The organism is Motiliproteus sp. SC1-56 (genome assembly GCF_017309075.1).
In the GTDB taxonomy this organism is placed as follows: Bacteria; Pseudomonadota; Gammaproteobacteria; order Pseudomonadales; family Balneatricaceae; genus Motiliproteus.
This window is the reverse complement of record NZ_JAEMGS010000002.1, coordinates 237,223-253,979: the sequence shown is the minus strand read 5'-3', so window position 1 is coordinate 253,979 and position 16,757 is coordinate 237,223. Positions and strand designations below refer to the sequence as shown.

Sequence of the window (16,757 nt, the reverse complement as noted above, 5' to 3'; positions counted from 1 at the left end):
TTATAGGGAAAACCGCGCTAGCGTCATATTTTCTGCAGGTGCGCGGCGAACGCCTCAGGGCTGGGCACGCCCACCAGCATGTGCCCATCAAGCCGCTTACCCCGGGGGTCATAGAACACCAACGCCGGAGGGCCGATAATGCCATAACGTTGGTAGAGCGCCTTTGACTGATCATCGTTGGCCGTCACATCCACCTTGACCAGAACAAAGCGTCCCATTTCCCGGCGTACCGTCGCATCAGCAAAGGTAAACACCTCCAACTCCTTACAGGAAACGCACCAATCCGCGTAGAAATCCAGCATGACCGGCCGCCCAGCCTGCTCAGCGCTGGCCAGTATCGGCTCCAGCTCCGCCACAGAGGTCACCTTGGAAAAGGCGACGGCCTGCCCCTTCTCGGCGGTTATCGCAGGACTCGCCACCACGCCTTCCAGCGGAGCAAGCATGCTGCGATTCCCCGCGGCAGCCCCCAGCAGCAGCGCACTGCCGTACAAGAGCAGCAAAATCCCCGAAGCCTTACCAAAGCGGCTCCAGCCGCCAGCTGCCTCCGGGAGCATGTCCAGCGCCCGCAGGTAGATAGCGGTGTAGACCAGCACCGCCCCGGTCAACACCATGGTCACCACGGCAGGCACCACCCGGTCCAGCATCCAAACGGCCATCAGCAGCAAAACGATGCCAAAGCCCCATTTCACCTGGTTCATCCACTGACCGGCGCGAGGCAGCAGACGCCCGGCCGAGGTTCCGATCAGAATCAGCGGCAACCCCATACCCATACTGAGCGCAAACAATGCAACACCGCCCAGCAGAGGATCCCCGGTCTGGCCGATGTAAATCAACGCACCTGCCAGAGGGGCTGCAACACAGGGGCCGACAATCAGGGCAGAGAGAAAACCCATCACCGCCACCCCCGTCAGCTGCCCACCCCGCTGGCTGCGACTGACACGGTTAAGCGCATTCTGCACGGATTGCGGCATCTGCAGCTCGAAAAAACCGAACATCGCCCCGGCCAGAAGCACAAACACCAGGCTGAAGGTAACAATGATCCAGGGCTGCTGGAACGCGGCCTGCAGGTTTTCACCAAACAGCCCGGCAAAGACGCCGGCCAGGGTGTAGGTGAACGCCATAGAGAGCACATAAACCAGCGAAAGCCCAAACGCCCGGGCGGAACTGACCGGTCCCTGCTGACCGGCGATCACGCTGGCGAGAATGGGAATCATGGGGAATACGCAGGGGGTCAGCGAAAGCGCCAGCCCCGCCAGCAGAAAGAGCCCAACGGTCAGCAGCAGGTTGCCCGCAGCAAGACTGGCCGTGTACTGCTGCTGGTCGGTCAGGGACAGCGAAAACCCGCCCCCGTCCCCACCCTGGAGAGCAGAGGACGCCACCGTGGCGGCCAGGGGGGCGGCTTCAACGGGCACATCAAACAGCGGCAGGCGTTTGGACACGGGAGGATAACAGACCCCCCCTTCCCAGCAGCCCTGGTATTCCACCTCAAGGGTACCGTCGACCGGCGCCCCGGTCAGGCTGCGCAGGGCCACCTGCAGCTCGGCGCTGTCGTAGTAAACATGAACCTCGCCGAAGAGGGGATCATCCTTGAGCTTGGCCGCCCCCTTGACCACCTTTACCACCTCGACGTCGGGGCCGGCATTGAGCTTAATTTTGTCCCGGTAGAGGTAGTAGCCTTCGTGGATCTTCCAGGTTAAGCGGTAGACACCGCCCCCCACGGGCTCTCCCGTCAGCTGGTAGGCCTCTTCCACCGGCAGCGGCCCCTCCCCCTTGCCAACTAGGTCGTCGAACAACGACGCCTGAGCGCCGTTCATCAACAACAGCCCAAGAGCAAGTACTAGAACACGGAGCAAGCCGTGGCTTATCAGGTTCGCGGGCAAGCTTTCAGCCTCTGATTAGACACAATGATGACTGGGACATTGGAACCAATTTCAGCAATTCAGTTCAGAACCACTCGTCGGTGCGGCGCCGGCGCTTGGGCAGGTTTGGAATAATCAGCCCTAGTACCACGCCTGCCAGGGCGATTCCGCCCCCACGTATCAGCCACCCCATCAGGTTGCGCTCATCCATGCGGTCAATCTCCAGTTGCAGGCGGGCGACTTCGTTCTCAAGCTGCGCCACCTCGGCCACCGACTCGGCGCTGGCGGCCGTGGACTCCTCCAGCTGGGCCTGTAGCTGCTCCAGCGCCTGGGCCTGCTCGGTCACTTTTTCCCGGCTCTGCGCGAGTTGTGATTCCAGACGGGGCAGGCGGTTCTTAATGCTCGGCCCTTCGCTGACGAAACGCCCTTCGATCCACCCCTCCGTGCCGTTATCAGTGCGCACCTGCACGTAATCAGTGCTGTTATTGCGATTCAGGACCTGCAACGCGGTACCGCTACTGATTCGAGCCTTGATCCGGTACTGATTGCTGGGGCCGGTGTGCATAAAGACCGTCACTTCATCGCTGACATGGTAGTCCTGTGCCATCGCCGCGGAGCCAAAAAACCAAAACAATGTAAAAAAGACCAATAGGTTGCGCATTTTTTATGAACCGTTCCCTTGGATAAATTGAGTAACTTATGACCAACTTAAACGCACGATTATATCAGCCCCGCTGGCCGGGATTAAGCGGTTTACCCATCGCCTTTCGCGGCTCACCCGATGGTCTAACCCCCAGCCATACCTTAAGGTGATGGAATATGTTAGAAAGTGCTCTCAGCCCGGGTGGCGCGCGTCCCGTCAAGGCCGCGACACCGCCCACCGCATCAAATCAGTAGGAAGCCACAATGACCGATATCCGCGTTGACGACCTTAACGTCGAATCCCAATCCATCCTGGTCACGCCCGAGGAGCTAAAGCGCGCCATCCCGCTGACGGACGCCGCACGCCGCTCAGTACTTGAAGGGCGCCAGGTGATTCGCGACATTCTCGACGGCAAGGATAAGCGGCTGTTCGTCGTGGTGGGCCCCTGCTCCATCCACGACGTGGACTCGGCACTTGAGTATGGCGAGCGACTCAAGGCGCTGGCGGATGAGCTCAAAGACACACTCTATATCGTCATGCGGGTCTACTTCGAGAAACCCCGCACCACCGTGGGCTGGAAAGGACTGATCAACGATCCCGACCTCAACGACTCCTTCCAGATCGAAAAAGGGTTGCGTATCGGTCGTCAGCTCCTGATCGACCTGGCCGACAAAGGACTACCGCTCTCCACCGAGGCGCTGGACCCGATCTCACCCCAGTACCTGCAGGATTTGATCGCCTGGTCCGCCATCGGCGCCCGCACCACCGAGTCCCAGACCCATCGGGAGATGTCCAGCGGCCTTTCCTGCGCCGTCGGTTTCAAAAACGGTACCGACGGTGGCCTGACCGTTGCAATCAACGCCCTGCAGTCGGTCAGCCATCCCCACAACTTCCTCGGCATCAACGGCGCTGGGCAGGTGTCGGTGATCCGCACCAAGGGCAACCAATACGGCCACGTGGTGCTGCGCGGCGGGGGCGGCAAGCCCAACTACGATTCAGTCAGCGTCGCCTTGTGCGAAAAAGCGTTGGAAAAGAACGGCCTGAGCACCAACATCATGATCGACTGCAGCCACGCCAACTCCAACAAGGACCCGGCGCTGCAGCCGCTGGTGATGGAGAACGTCGCCAACCAGATCATCGAAGGCAACGAGTCGATCATCGGCCTGATGGTCGAGAGCCACTTGGAATGGGGCAATCAGTCGATCCCGGCGAACCTGGGCGACCTCAAGTACGGCGTCTCCATTACCGACGCCTGCATCGACTGGCCCACCACAGAGAAAAGCCTGCGGGAAATGGCCGACAAGCTGCGCGACGTACTGCCCCACCGCGCCCGCTAAACGCGGCCACCCGAGGGCCCCGCCGGGGCCCTTACTTCCCCTCTCCTCCCCCCTTCCCCAAAGCACCGCACCAGCTATACCCCGCGATCTTGCAGCCGGGCACCGTGTCCAACCTTCATCCGCCAGCCCACCCGTCGTGCAACGCCACCCCTCGGCGTTTCTTCCGGGCAAAAAAAACCGCCGGCCCGGTTACCCGATGCCGACGGTGATTGCGTGCCCAGGGGCGCCTTAGCCTTCACCCTCGCTGGAGGCCACCTCCGGCCCCCGGCCGGCGAACAGCCGCCGGCGCAACTGCCCGAACAGCGGCAGCAGCAGCATGGTAATTGCCAGCACCATGATGGTCAGCGTCAACGGCCGCTCCCAGAGGAAAGCGAGGCTGCCGTCGCTCAGGGTCAGCGCGCGACTGAGGTTTTTCTCCATGATGCCGCCCAGGATAAAGCCCAGCAGCATCGGCGCCATGGGAAATTCCAGCAGCTTGAGGAAGATCGCCGCCACCGTGATAAACACCATCATCTGGATATCAAAGGTGTTGAAGCTGACCAGGTAGACCCCGGTGATCGAGAAGAACAGGATCAGCGGGATCAGGATCGGCCGAGGGATCACCAGCAACCGCGAAATATAGGGAATCAGCGGCAGGTTGAGGATCAGCAGCACCAGGTTACCGAAGTACATGGAGATGATCACCGACCAGAACACGTCCGGGTTGTCCACGAACAGCCGCGGCCCAGGCTGAATACCGTAGGCGATCAAGGCACCGAGCATGATGGCCGTGGTGCCGGAGCCCGGAATACCCAGCGTCAGCAGGGGCACGAAGGAGCCCGTGGACGCGGCGTTGTTGGCCGACTCCGGCGCCGCCAGCCCGCGCAGCGCGCCCTTGCCGAATTTCAGCCTCTCCTTGGCCGAGGCCAGGTTGCGCTCAAAGCCATAGGCCAGGAAGGAGGCGATGGTCGCGCCGGCACCGGGCAGCACGCCGACGATAAAGCCAAACACCGAAGAGCGAGCGATCGTGGGGGCAACCTCTTTCACCTCCTCCCGGCTCAATTTCATGCTTCCCAGGGACTTCATGTCCATTTCCGGCTCAGGCTCCCGGTGCTGCCCCTTGAGCACGGTCATCACCACTTCGGTCAGCGCGAAGGTGGCCATTGCCAGTAACAGGAAGCTGATGCCGTCAATCAGGTCAATGCTGCCAAAGGTATACCGCGGCGCCCCCGACGTAATGTCGGTACCGACCGTGGCGATCATCAGGCCGAAAACCGTCATGATCAGTGCTTTAAGCACCTGCCCCCGGCCGGAGAACGCGGCCACGGCGGTCAGGCCCAGCACCATCAGAGCGAAGTAATCACCGGACTGGAAGCTCAGCGAAACACTGGCCAGGGCCGGGGCCGCGAACAGCAGGATCAGGGCGCCAATGGTGCCCCCGGTAAACGAGGAGTAAGCCGCCAGGGCCAGGGCTTTGCCGGCCTGCTTCTGCTGGGCCAGCGGGTAGCCGTCGAAGGCGGAGGCCACGGTGCTGGCACAGCCCGGGGCGTTAATCAGAATGGATGAGGTAGAGCCGCCAAACACGGCGCCATAATAGACCCCGGCCATGAGAATGATACCCGACGCCGGGTCCAGGCCGTAAGTAATGGGGATCATCAGCGCGACCGCCGATATCGGGCCCAGCCCCGGCAGCATGCCGATAAAGGTGCCCGCGAAGCAGCCGACCACCACCATCATCACGTTGAAGGGCATCACCGCCGTGGTCAGCCCGGTCATGATTCCGTCTAACATGGATCAGCCTCCAAACAGGTAACTAAACAGCCGTCCCGGCGCCAGATAGATATCCAGCAACTGGGACAAGACAAACCAGATGCCGACACCGAAAGGCACCGAAGCCAGCAACAGAACCCGGATACGGCGCTCGCCGAGCAGCCAGTAACCGCCGATTAAGAACAATACGGTGGAAACCAGAAAGCCAAGCCAGGTTAAGGCGATACCGAAAAGCGCCACCAGGGCCAGCAGTGCACCCACCAGAAAGAAGTCATAGCCGCCGAGCTGCAGCCGATGCGCCCGATCACGCCGCCCGCTCACCAGCAGGGCGATAGAGAGCGCCCCGCCCATGAAGGCCAGCGCGTTAGGCAGGGAACGGGCGTGAAAGGGAGCGTACTCGTCCCCGGGCAACAGGGGGATCTGGCCAGCGTAGTAACCGTAGGCGGCGGACAGGCACAGGAAAACCAGACCGCCGATATGGTCCTTAGTAAAGGTCATGGAAGACTCCTCGGGCAGCGTGGCACCGCCCTAAAGAACGAACAGGCCCGGCGGCCGTAACGACCACCGGACCGGAGGGAGATAAAGAACTTACTTGAGGAAGCCGAGCTCGCGCATCAGCTCACCCACTTCCTTCTCCTGCTGCTCCAGGAAAGCAACGAACTGGGCGTCGGGCTTGAAGATCTCAGTCCAACCGTAGCGGCTGCGCACGGTTTCCCACTCGGGAGTATCGTACATTTTCTCCAGCATCTCGGTGTACTCGGCCACCTTGGCGTCGGCCAGGCCCGGAGCGCCGAAGAAACCGCGCCAGTTCACGAAGCTGGCGTCGTAACCCAGCTCTTTCAGCGTGGGAACCTCGGGAGCGGCAGCCGAACGCTCGTCACCGGTCATGGCGAGAATCCGCACTTCGCCCGCTTCGGCCAGCGCCAGGGCTTCGCTGAAGCCGGTGGAGAGCACCTGAGCCTCGCCGGAGAGCAGACCCGCCATCGCCTTACCGCCGGCGTCGTAAGCCAGGTACTTAACCCGGACCGGGTCACCGCCGGCCGCTTTGAAGGCCATCGCCGCTACCAGGTGATCCATGCTGCCGCGGGCCGAGCCGCCGGCCACACCCACGGAACGGGGGTTGTCCAGGTAATCGGCGACCAGCTGCTCAAAGCTCTGGTACTTGGAGTCGGCTGCTACCACGAAGGCGCCGAAATCGCCAATGGTCGCCGCCACCGGGGTCAGGTCACGGAAAGACTGGGGAAAGACCTTGGACAGGGAGCGGATGACGATGGGCGTGGAGTTGACCATCAGGGTGTCTTCGGCCTGGTCTGCCACTTCAATCAGGTGGGCAATTGCCTTGCCGCCACCGCCGCCGGACATGTTCTCGTAAGAAACGCTGTCAACCAGTCCGGACTTGGACAGGGCCTCACCGGTGCCACGGGCCGTTCCGTCCCAGCCACCACCGGCACCGCCGGGGATCAAAAAGTGAACAGAGTCTACCGCCTGGGCGCTAAGGGACGCACCGGCCGTCAGACAGCCCGCCAGGGTGGCGGCCAGAAAAGCAGGACGCTTGCGCGACAATAGGGAACTAATCATTGGAAATCCTCATCGTTATGTTCTTATAGTCCTACGACAGGGGTGAGATTAATCAACCTCCACCGTTCGATAGAAGCTTGTGAATTTAAACGCCTTTTAAAACATTGTGGCGATTTAGTTCATATTGTTCACAAGCCTTTGAAGGCGAGATCGAATAAACTGGGTCCGAATCGATAGAACCCCGAACCATGCCCCTTTCCCTGCGACGACTTAAACTCAAGAGCCGCATGGTCCTGATCCTGGGCCTGATGGCCCTGTTACAGACCAGCTTGCTGGGACTTTTCGCCCTCCACTACCTCGATAACTCCCTGGAAGAGCAGATGGCCCAGCGGGCGCTGCACGTGGCGAAAACTATCGCCGCCAGCCCCGAGGTGATCGAGGGGGTCGCGACCGCCGACAGCGCCCGCCTGCAGACAATCAGCAGGGCCCTTGCCACCAACATTCCCGCCCGCTTCGTGGTTATCGGCGACCGTGACGGTATTCGCCTCGCTCACCCCACCCCCGAGCGCATCGGCAAGCCCATGCACGACGACGACGGCGACTACAACGAGCCGGTACTGCTACGCGGCGAGCCCTACGTGCAATGGGCCGAGGGCAGCCTGGGGGCCACCGTACGCGGCAAGGCACCGGTTCTGGATGCGCAGGGCGCGATTCTCGGGATCGTCTCCGTGGGCTTTCTGTTCGATACGGTTGAGGCCATCGTTGACCGTTACCGTACGACCCTCATTCTGGTGATCATCGCCGCCTTCATCCTGAGCGTAGTCACCGCGCTCTGGTTCGCCAACCATTTCAAGCGGGCCATTTTCGGCCTGGAGCCGGAGCAAATCGGGCGCCTGTTCGAGGAGCGCAACGCCACGCTGGAGTCGGTGCGCGAAGGAATTATCGCGATCAACGCCGAGGGGCTTATCACCACCTTCAACCGCACTGCGGTCGAGACCCTGGGGCTGGCCCCCGACACCCACCTCAGTGGCCGCCCCATTGAAGCGGTGCTGCCGGACAGCCGCATGCTTGAGGTGCTGACCAGCGGAACCCCCGAGTTCGACCAGGATGTGTGGCTGGCCGACCGCAATTTAATCGTCAACCGGGTTCCAATACACCAGGGCGAACGCGTCATCGGTGTCGTCTCGAGTTTTCGCCGCAAGGATGAGCTGGACCTGGTCAGCCGCCAGCTGACCCGCATTCAGCAATATGCCGACAGCCTGCGCAGCCAATCCCACGAGTACTCCAACAAGCTGCACACCATCGCGGGCCTCATCGAAATCGGTGCCAACCAGGAGGCCCTGGCCCTGATCGGCCAGGAAACCCAGAGCCAGCAAGCCCTGATTCACCTGCTGGTGGAAGCCGTGCCTGACCCGGTGCTGGCAGGGTGCCTGCTGGGCAAATACAACCGCGCCCGGGAACTGGGCCTGCACCTGATAATCGATCCGGAGAGCCGCATGACTGAGCTGCCCGAGCGGCTGCCCCGGGAACAGCTGGTCAGTATCCTCGGCAATCTGCTCGACAACGCACTGGAGGCGACCCTGGCCCAGACTGGCACCGGGGGAGAGGTGCGCCTGTCCATGACCGACCTCGGGGACGATTTGATTTTCGAGGTGGAGGACCAGGGGCCGGGCATTCCCGAGGGCGAGCAGGAGCGGATCTTTGAAAAGGGCGTGAGCAGCAAATCCTCCACCGGCCGCGGCTGGGGGCTGCACCTGGTACAACGGCTGTTGCAGCAGCTCGGGGGTACAATCACCTTGGAACCTGTCACCCCCGGCGGCAGCCGCTTTACCGTTTACCTACCGAAAAACCGACACACAAGCATTACATAACAACAAGATGGAAAAGATAACGGTTGTCATTGCTGAAGATGATCCGCGCATTGCCGAGATCCAGCAGCGCTTCTTGCAGCGCATCGAAGGCTTCGAGCTGGTGGGAGTTGCCCATGGGCTGACCGAGGCCGAGGACCTGGTGGAAGTGCTGGAGCCCGACCTGCTGCTGCTCGACATCCAGTTCCCCACCGGCACCGGGCTGGACCTGCTGCGCAACCTGCGGGCCAGCAACAGCACCACCGACGTGATCCTGATCACCGCCGCCACCGAGGTAGACACCCTCAAGGCGGCCCTGCGCGGCGGCGTTTTTGACTACATTCTCAAACCCCTGGTCTTTGAGCGGCTGCAGACCGCTCTCAGCCACTATGCCCAGCACCGGGAAAAACTGCGGACCCTGGACTCCCTGGCCCAGACCGATGTCGACCGGCTGCTGCCGCGCCAGCGAGGGGCAACCGGCGAGCCAGAGCCACCCTCACCCGCCCGACTGCCCAAAGGCATTGACGGGCTCACCCTGGACAAGGTCAGAGCGGTGATGCAGGCAGAAGCCGGCCCCCTCAATGCCGAGACCGTGGGTGAGCGGATAGGCGCCAGCCGCACCACGGCACGGCGCTACCTGGAATACCTGGTAGGTACGCAGGAAGTACTGGCAGAAGTCAGCTACGGCAGTGTCGGCCGTCCTGAGCGCCGCTACCAGGGCAATAACGGATAGCGTAAGCAGGAAAAATTCGCCCCCTCAGGGGCCAGCATCCCCTGCCGCAGGGGCCGGCAGTTCCTTCAGGCGCACCACCGGCCGCTGCAGAATCAGGCTGTTGGGGTAGGAAATCCGCTCCCCCTCGGGGCTGATCAGTTGGACCTGGAACAGGGATATCTCGTCGATCACCCCGACAACCGTATTGTCGCCGTCGAGAATTTTCACCGGGTCGCCGATGCGGTGGGGGAAACTGAAAAAAATCACGATACTGGCGGTGATGTTGCTCAGCAGCGACCATTGGGCAAAAAGCGCCACGCCGACCACGGCAAACAGCGACGACGCGAAAACCAGCAGTCCGCGAAAGTCCACGCTCCAGATCAACGCGCCCGCGACGAGCGCCAGAAACAGCCAGCCGAAGCGAAAACAGGCCTGCACGTAATGGGCGCGCTTGGAGGGCACCCCCTTGTTGCGCGCGGACGTGGCCAGAAGCGAGCGCGAGAGCTGATTAAGAACCAGGTAGGCGATGATGACGCCGAGGGTCGCCAGCGCCTGGACCGCCATCAAGGGATCCATTAGCTCCCCTCCTGCGAAAGATCTTCAGCACCGCGATAAAACACCGCCAGCCAAACCGCCTCGGGGGTGTCGCTGGTCCAGGCCACCCGGTGCCGGAGCCCGGCGGGTATCTCCAGGTAGTCTCCCGCCTGCAGCCGCACCTCAGCCCTGCCGTCGGCAAAGGCCAGCGCCGCCTCCCCCTGGAGCAGCAAGACCCACTCGCTCTCCGCCTGGTCATACCAGAAGCCAGGCGCCGAGGCGTGGCCGCGGGAAACGATTCGCTCCAGCCGAAAGGGTCCCGAACAGTCCAGGGTCTCGGTCAACTCCTGCTCGAGGTTCGCAGGGATGGCGGCAAACAGATTTCCGATTTCCAGGGGCAGATTGTTAACCGCAGCATCAGCTGTAGTCAAAGCCCAGCACCTCGGGGCGCAGCGCCTCGATGCGCGCCAGCACCCCCTGCACATCCTCGTCGTTCAGCCCGTGCTGCAACAGGGTGGACTCCAGATGGCTGAGGACCGCGTTAAAGTGAACGTTATTGAGCCCCATCTCCTCCACCAGGCGCCGGTGGACCGCGCCAAGCCCCTGCCCCTGGTAGCGGTCGTCACCACCGGTTGCGTAGCGGAGAAACAGCCGCTGATGATAGCGCTGGCGCTCCATGTCGATACCGTCGAAGAAGTGGGCCAACAGGGGGTCGGCCAGTACCGCCTGGTAGAAAATCTCAACCGCCCGCTCCAGTCCCGCCTCGGCGCCCATCCGCTCATACAGCGAAGTCATAACAAAACCCGGTCCTAAAAAATCACCGTATAGGGTATAGCGCGCCCCTCCCCACCTGACTATGTGGCCTTAGTCTTAGGCGTTCAGGTCACCAGGACGACCCGGACCGCATCCAGCCGCAGGCTCGCGTCCCCGAGATGGCTTTCAAGGCTTTGAAGCCACTCCTTCTGACGCGCGATTTCATCATCACGGATCGCCGGGTTGTGGCGAGCCAGGGTCTGCAAGCGCAGAAGCTCTCCCCCCTGGAGTTCCCGAGCCTGGGCCAGAGCGGCGCTCTTCTGCGCCTGTTCAAGGTCAACTGCCTGCCTTTCGGCCTTTTCAAGCAGGCTCTGCAGCCGCGGCCGGGCCTGGGTAGCGATCTGCTGGGCCATTTCACCGGGAACCCGCTCAACCCGGGCGTTCAGCTGCTCCACGCTGAGCAGTTTCTCAAGGCGATTGCCGGTCTCATCAAGCACCAGCCGCACGCTGCTCGACGGCAGGTAGCGCTCAATCTGGAGCGCCCTCGGCGCCGCGCAATGCAGCACAAAAACCGCCTCCAGCAGCAACCCGCCGGGCTTCAAGGGCGGCAGATGCAGGGTGCACAGGGCAGCATTGCCGTAGTCCTCACTCAGCAGCGCCTCCATGGCACCCCAGATCATCGGGTGCTCCCAGGTGAGAAACGCCAGGTCTTCACGCTGCAGCGCCTGCTCTCTTGCGGTGGTTGCACGACACCCTTCCCGCGGCAACCCGGGGTAATCCTGGGTAAACATTCGCTCCCCTGGCTGCAGAATCCACTCACCGTTGCCCTGATCCTCCTGCTCGATGCCAAAATGGTCGAACAAGCGCTCCGCGTAAGCGGCCAGCTCTGCCTCGCGAGCAGCCGATGCGATCGCATCGATGAGGGCCCGGGCTGGCGCAGGCTGGCAGGAGTTAAGTTCCAGCAGCCGGTCGCGCCCTTCGGCGAGGCGCGCCTCCAACTGGGCGTGGTGGGCACTTGTCTCCTCGATCAAAGGCCCCAACTGCGCCAGCCCGGATGGCAACAGGGTCGCTTTGAGGCGCTCTCCAAAACGTGCGTACAGGGCCTGCCCCGAGGCGCAGGCGGTCAAGAACGCGTCCAGCCCCTGGTGTAACCAGTGAAACAGTCGCTCCTGAGCGGAGCCCACGTAATAGGGCACGTGGATCTGGATGGGGTGTCGCTGCCCGACCCGATCCAGACGACCGATGCGCTGTTCCAGCAGATCCGGATCCAGCGGCAGATCAAAGAGCACCAAGTGGTGAGCAAACTGAAAATTGCGTCCTTCGCTGCCGATCTCCGAGCAGACCAGGATCTGTGCACCACCCTCGTGCTGCGCAAAGTAGGCGGCGGCCCGGTCCCGGTTGACCAGGCTCATCGCCTGATGAAACACCGCGCTGCGCACGCCAAGGCGGAGCCGAAGATAACCTTCGAGCTCACGCGCCGTCGTGCACTCGGCACAGATCAGCAACACTTTTTCCCCAGGATTGATTTGCAGCCAGGCGGCCAGCCACGCCACCCGGGGGTCTTTTTTCAGCCACCCGTCACCTAGGCAACGCTCCGGCTTGATCAGCAGTTCCAAGGCGTCTCTTTCCCGGTAGCCTGGCGGCGCCTCCAGCGGGTGCGGCTGCAGGTGGCGCGGGGCAAAACCGCCCACCGCCGCCCGCGTGTTCCGATACAGCACCCGACCGGTTCCGAAGCGATCCAGCAGCGCCTGCTTGAGCGCCTCCAGCGGCTGTGCCTGCCGCAGCGCGCTCTCAAGGGACTCCTCTCCCAGGCGCTGCTCCAGGCGCTTCATCAGCGCGCCGTCGGCTCGCAGAGCCTGGATGCCCGGATGCCGTTCAACAACCTCCAGCAGCTGGCGAATGGCGACGTAGCCGCCCTGCTCCTGTTTAAACGCCCCAAGATCAGGGTATCGATCCGGGTCGAGCAGACGGAGCCGGGCAAAGTGCCCCGACCGGCCTAGCTGCTCCGGGGTGGCCGTCAGCAGCAGCACGCCCGGTGTTTGAGCGGCGAGGCTTTCCACCAGGACGTAGGCAGGGCTGACCGAACCGGACTCCCAACCCAGGTGGTGCGCCTCATCGACAACCAACAGATCCCAGCGTCCATCGCGGGCCGCGGCTCCCAGCGCGGGATCATCCAGCAACAAGGATTGAGCGCAAATCACCAGCTGGGCGGTCTCAAAGGGGTTTCCCTCCCCCGCTGCGGCAAGGGCCTGGCAGCGCTCGTGATCAAGCAAGGTAAACGCGAGGTTGAAGCGCCGCAACATCTCCACCAGCCATTGATGCACCAAGCTGTCGGGGACCAGTACCAGCACTCGACGCGCCCGACCGCTAAGCAGCTGATGATGGAGAATCAAGCCGGCTTCAATGGTCTTGCCCAAACCGACTTCATCGGCGAGCAGTACGCGGGGAGCGTGCCGCTGCGCGACCTGGGCGGCGACATAAAGCTGGTGAGGCAACAGGCTGACGCGAGGCCCGAGAAGGCCAAAGCCGGTCGAGCGCTGATGACGGTGGCGCTGTTGCAGCGTTTCAAGCCGAAGGCGGAACGCCTTGTCGGCGTCGATCTGACCGTTGAGCAGCCGATCCTGGGGGCGGTTAAAACTGACAGAACTGTCCAGGTCAGCCTCATCGAAAACCCGCACCTTCCCGGCGTCATCCTGCCCGCGGTAACAGCAACACCCGCCTTTGAGCGTGACTGACTCAACCCGCATACCCAGTCCCTGCTCGTTGCGGATCCAGTCTCCAGTCTGGTAGCGGACCCGACTGAGAGGCGCATCGGCCCGCCCGTAGGTGCGAACCTCGCCGGCGGCCGGAAACTCAAGGCGCACCTGCCGAGATTCCAGGCCACAGACACGCCCAAGCCCAAGGTCGATTTCGCCATGGCTTATCCAACGCTGCCCAATGCTAAAGTGTTCGTCCTGCGACACGGGTCCCCCGTCGGTCAAAAGGAGCGGATCATACCCTCATTCCCGCCCGGTTCAATCCACTCTGCTCACGGGCAGTGTTAGGATGTGGACTCTTCCGCGCTTTAGCCTAATCTGGGCAAACAAATAACGACCGGACTGAAGAGGGAAATGTGAAACGCCAGATCTGCTGCTTCATCCTCACGACCGCTCTGGCAGCCCAGGCCGCGTCAGGCACCACCGTCTACCGTTGCGACATCCAAGGGGTAGCCACCTTCCAGGACACCCCCTGCGCCAACACGCCGGCACCGGGGGCACAGAGCGCCCCCGGCGATCCCAGGCTACAGGTTCTGCAGCAGCGCCGTAGCCGGCTACTCGAGCTGCGCCGCGAATTGAGGCAGCAGCTGCTCAACCTCGAGCTGGCAGCACGCCAGGTCGCTCCGTCGGCGGGCGCCAGCCAAGCCACAACCAGCGCAGATTACGCACAACGGGCCCAGCGGCAACGCCAGCACCTGGACTATCAATATCAACTTCAGCAGCAGCGCCAGCGGCTGGGGCAGGTGGAAGACAACCTGCGCATTCTCGATGAACGGATCAAGGACCTCGCCGGTCCTTAAGCCGCACTCCAGCGCTCTCGTATTGGTATCAACGCTGCCAGCGCCCGGCGGCGCGACGATCGCTCTCTTTCTGCTCCACCCAGTGTTCACCGGCGGCCGTTCGCTCCTTTTTCCAGAAGGGCGCGTCTTTTTTCAGGTAATCCATGATGAATTCGGCCGCCGCAAAAGCGTCCCGACGGTGGGCGCTGGCGGTAGCCACCAGCACGATCTGGTCACCCGGTGAGAGCGCGCCGACCCGGTGAACAATGTGGACGCCCAGCAGCGCCCATCGGGCAACCGCCTGCTCGGCGATGTTCCGCAGGCACTTTTCGGTCATACCCGGGTAGTGCTCAAGTTCCATCGCCGCCAGCGCGCCGTTCGGCAGGTCGCGCACCAGCCCGGTAAACGTCACGATGGCCCCCACCCCGTTACCCTTTCCGCGCAGGGCCTGATAGTGCTGATTGAGATCGAAATCTTCGGGTTGCACCCGAATACTGATAAGGCTCACCGCGCTTCTCCGTGTTAGGCTTCGTGGAGCAGTATACCAAGGGGGAGAACGGAATCCCCAAGCCCCGACCGAATCACTCACCTGCCATCGGAAGCCACCATGCGCTGGACACCCCACGCCACCGTCGCCTGCGTTATTGAGCGCGACGGCGAGTTCCTGCTGGTCGAGGAGCAAATCAAGGGACAGCTGCTACTCAACCAGCCCGCCGGGCACCTGGAGCCCGATGAGAGCCTGATAACCGCAGCGCGCCGGGAAACACTGGAGGAGACGGGCTGGGAAGTGGAACCCACCTCGGTGCTGGGAATTTACACCTACCGCGCCCCGAATGGTGTTACCTACCTGCGCACCTGCTTTGTCGCCCAGCCGCTTCGGCACCACCCACAAAGAGCACTAGATCCCCCGGTGAAAAGGGCGCTCTGGCTCACCCCCGATGCCATTCGCCAGGCCGAACCGCGACTGAGAAGCCCACTGGTGCTGCAGAGCATTGAGGATTTTCTGGCGGGCCGGCACTACCCGCTGAGCCTATTTCGCGACCCGATCAGGGGTGCATCACCCGTCCGGTAACGGTAAAATCGGACCTTTTTTCACCACCTCCGAGTACCCCATGACAGATAACAGCGCCCTCAAGGTAATCGTCGGCATGTCCGGCGGCGTCGACTCTTCCGTGTCCGCCCTCCTGCTTCAACAGCAGGGCTACCACGTCGAAGGGCTGTTCATGAAGAACTGGGACGAAGACGACGGCACCGAGTACTGCACCGCCAAGGAGGATCTGGCAGACGCCCAGGCCGTCTGCGACAAGCTGGGTATTCACCTGCACACCGCCAACTTTGCCGCCGAGTACTGGGACAACGTGTTTGAGCACTTCCTCAGTGAATACAAGGCCGGGCGCACCCCCAATCCAGACATCCTCTGCAACAAGGAGATCAAGTTCAAGGCGTTTCTCGACTACGCCCGCCTGCTCGGCGCCGATTACATCGCCACCGGCCACTACGTGCGGCGCCAGGATCAAGCCGAGCGCAGCTTCCTGCTTCGCGGCCGGGACGCCAACAAGGACCAGAGTTACTTCCTCCACGCCGTGGGGGAAGCCGAAATCCGCCAGACCCTGTTCCCGGTCGGGGAGCTGGAAAAGCCGGAAGTTCGGCGCCTGGCCGAGACCCACGACCTCGTCACCCACGACAAGAAGGACAGCACCGGTATCTGTTTTATCGGCGAGCGCCGTTTCCGCGACTTCTTGCAGCAGTACCTGCCGGCCCAACCGGGGCGGATCGAGACCCCGGAGGGGGTGGATATCGGTCAGCACCAGGGGCTGATGTACCACACCATCGGTCAGCGCCAGGGGCTGGGCATCGGCGGCCTGGCCGACTTTCCCGACGAACCCTGGTACGTGGCCGGTAAAGACTTGGAACGAAATATTCTGATCGCGGTGCAGGGCAAACACCACCCCCTGCTTTTCAGTCGCAGTCTGACCGCCGGCCAAGTGGACTGGGTCGACGGTGAAGGCCCCGCCCTGCCGTTTCGCTGCACGGCGAAGACACGTTACCGCCAGCCCGACCAACCCTGCCGCGTGGAAGCCTGCGCCGAGGGTTACCGGGTGCTGTTCGACGAGCCACAGCGGGCCGTCACGCCCGGCCAATCGGTGGTGTTCTACGACGGCGAGCGCTGCCTGGGGGGCGGTGTCATCGAAACCACCGTGGGTCTGGACGCCGATCAGTAACTTCGGTGCCCCCGCAATCTGCGCGAAAACTGCCTGCAGGGCCTCTTC

16 protein-coding genes are annotated in these 16,757 nt (G+C 62.5%); 6 read left to right on the top strand and 10 right to left on the bottom strand.

From position 1 onward, the window contains the following. Positions 1–23 precede the first annotated feature (23 nt). The gene (gene dsbD, locus JGZ97_RS02980; RefSeq protein WP_207061118.1) at positions 24–1,814 is read right to left on the bottom strand and encodes a protein-disulfide reductase DsbD; all 1,791 of its coding nucleotides are present in this window, start codon (positions 1,812–1,814) and stop codon (positions 24–26) included. Positions 1,815–1,944: 130 nt separating this feature from the next. After that, entirely contained in the window at positions 1,945–2,466 is a 522-nt protein-coding gene (locus JGZ97_RS02975; protein WP_207061117.1) for a TIGR04211 family SH3 domain-containing protein, read from the bottom strand. Positions 2,467–2,765: 299 nt separating this feature from the next. Here JGZ97_RS02975 and JGZ97_RS02970 point away from each other — a divergent pair, with 299 nt between their 5' ends. Next, positions 2,766–3,839: a 3-deoxy-7-phosphoheptulonate synthase gene (locus tag JGZ97_RS02970; RefSeq protein ID WP_207061116.1), complete on the top strand. Its 1,074-nt coding sequence runs from the start codon at positions 2,766–2,768 to the stop codon at positions 3,837–3,839. A gap of 228 nt (positions 3,840–4,067) precedes the next feature. Here the strand turns inward: JGZ97_RS02970 and JGZ97_RS02965 are convergent, their stop codons facing one another. The 3 genes from JGZ97_RS02965 to JGZ97_RS02955 all read right to left on the bottom strand — a co-directional run bounded on the left by JGZ97_RS02965 (position 4,068) and on the right by JGZ97_RS02955 (position 7,166). Further along, complete coding sequence (locus JGZ97_RS02965) at positions 4,068–5,609, bottom strand: tripartite tricarboxylate transporter permease (RefSeq protein ID WP_207061115.1); 1,542 nt, start codon at positions 5,607–5,609, stop codon at positions 4,068–4,070. Between the two features lie 3 nt (positions 5,610–5,612). Then, positions 5,613–6,086 carry a tripartite tricarboxylate transporter TctB family protein gene (locus tag JGZ97_RS02960; RefSeq protein ID WP_207061114.1) on the bottom strand — a complete coding sequence of 158 codons (474 nt, stop codon included), beginning with the start codon at positions 6,084–6,086 and terminating at the stop codon, positions 5,613–5,615. 90 nt (positions 6,087–6,176) lie between these two features. Continuing rightward, a complete protein-coding gene (locus JGZ97_RS02955) occupies positions 6,177–7,166 on the bottom strand; it encodes a tripartite tricarboxylate transporter substrate binding protein (protein WP_207061113.1) in 990 nt (329 codons plus the stop codon). Between the two features lie 188 nt (positions 7,167–7,354). Here JGZ97_RS02955 and JGZ97_RS02950 point away from each other — a divergent pair, with 188 nt between their 5' ends. Together JGZ97_RS02950 and JGZ97_RS02945 are read left to right on the top strand one after the other, a co-directional pair. Beyond that, positions 7,355–8,977 (top strand): sensor histidine kinase, encoded by a 1,623-nt coding sequence (locus JGZ97_RS02950; protein ID WP_207061112.1) that lies wholly within the window; start codon positions 7,355–7,357, stop codon positions 8,975–8,977. 7 nt (positions 8,978–8,984) lie between these two features. Then, positions 8,985–9,686 carry a response regulator gene (locus JGZ97_RS02945; RefSeq protein WP_207061111.1) on the top strand — a complete coding sequence of 234 codons (702 nt, stop codon included), beginning with the start codon at positions 8,985–8,987 and terminating at the stop codon, positions 9,684–9,686. A gap of 24 nt (positions 9,687–9,710) precedes the next feature. On the opposite strand, the gene JGZ97_RS02940 is transcribed toward JGZ97_RS02945, so the two are convergent. The 4 genes from JGZ97_RS02940 to rapA all read right to left on the bottom strand — a co-directional run bounded on the left by JGZ97_RS02940 (position 9,711) and on the right by rapA (position 13,915). Next, positions 9,711–10,241: a mechanosensitive ion channel domain-containing protein gene (locus tag JGZ97_RS02940; RefSeq protein WP_242521494.1), complete on the bottom strand. Its 531-nt coding sequence runs from the start codon at positions 10,239–10,241 to the stop codon at positions 9,711–9,713. After that, complete coding sequence (locus JGZ97_RS02935; RefSeq protein ID WP_242521493.1) at positions 10,241–10,630, bottom strand: cupin domain-containing protein; 390 nt, start codon at positions 10,628–10,630, stop codon at positions 10,241–10,243. Before JGZ97_RS02935 ends, JGZ97_RS02940 begins: the two co-directional genes overlap by 1 nt. Further along, positions 10,617–10,994: a group 1 truncated hemoglobin gene (locus JGZ97_RS02930; protein WP_207061109.1), complete on the bottom strand. Its 378-nt coding sequence runs from the start codon at positions 10,992–10,994 to the stop codon at positions 10,617–10,619. Before JGZ97_RS02930 ends, JGZ97_RS02935 begins: the two co-directional genes overlap by 14 nt. 83 nt (positions 10,995–11,077) lie before the next feature. Then, complete coding sequence (rapA, locus tag JGZ97_RS02925) at positions 11,078–13,915, bottom strand: RNA polymerase-associated protein RapA (protein WP_207061108.1); 2,838 nt, start codon at positions 13,913–13,915, stop codon at positions 11,078–11,080. A 149-nt stretch (positions 13,916–14,064) separates the two neighbouring features. Here rapA and JGZ97_RS02920 point away from each other — a divergent pair, with 149 nt between their 5' ends. Beyond that, complete coding sequence (locus JGZ97_RS02920) at positions 14,065–14,508, top strand: hypothetical protein (protein ID WP_207061107.1); 444 nt, start codon at positions 14,065–14,067, stop codon at positions 14,506–14,508. Positions 14,509–14,536: 28 nt separating this feature from the next. Here JGZ97_RS02920 and moaE read toward each other — a convergent pair whose 3' ends face one another. Next, positions 14,537–14,995 carry a molybdopterin synthase catalytic subunit MoaE gene (moaE, locus tag JGZ97_RS02915; RefSeq protein ID WP_370583983.1) on the bottom strand — a complete coding sequence of 153 codons (459 nt, stop codon included), beginning with the start codon at positions 14,993–14,995 and terminating at the stop codon, positions 14,537–14,539. Positions 14,996–15,094: 99 nt separating this feature from the next. On the opposite strand from moaE, the gene JGZ97_RS02910 reads away from it, so the two are divergent. Then, positions 15,095–15,559: an NUDIX hydrolase gene (locus JGZ97_RS02910; RefSeq protein ID WP_207061106.1), complete on the top strand. Its 465-nt coding sequence runs from the start codon at positions 15,095–15,097 to the stop codon at positions 15,557–15,559. A 40-nt stretch (positions 15,560–15,599) separates the two neighbouring features. Continuing rightward, the gene (gene mnmA / locus JGZ97_RS02905) at positions 15,600–16,709 is read left to right on the top strand and encodes a tRNA 2-thiouridine(34) synthase MnmA (protein ID WP_207061105.1); all 1,110 of its coding nucleotides are present in this window, start codon (positions 15,600–15,602) and stop codon (positions 16,707–16,709) included. Positions 16,710–16,757 lie beyond the last annotated feature (48 nt).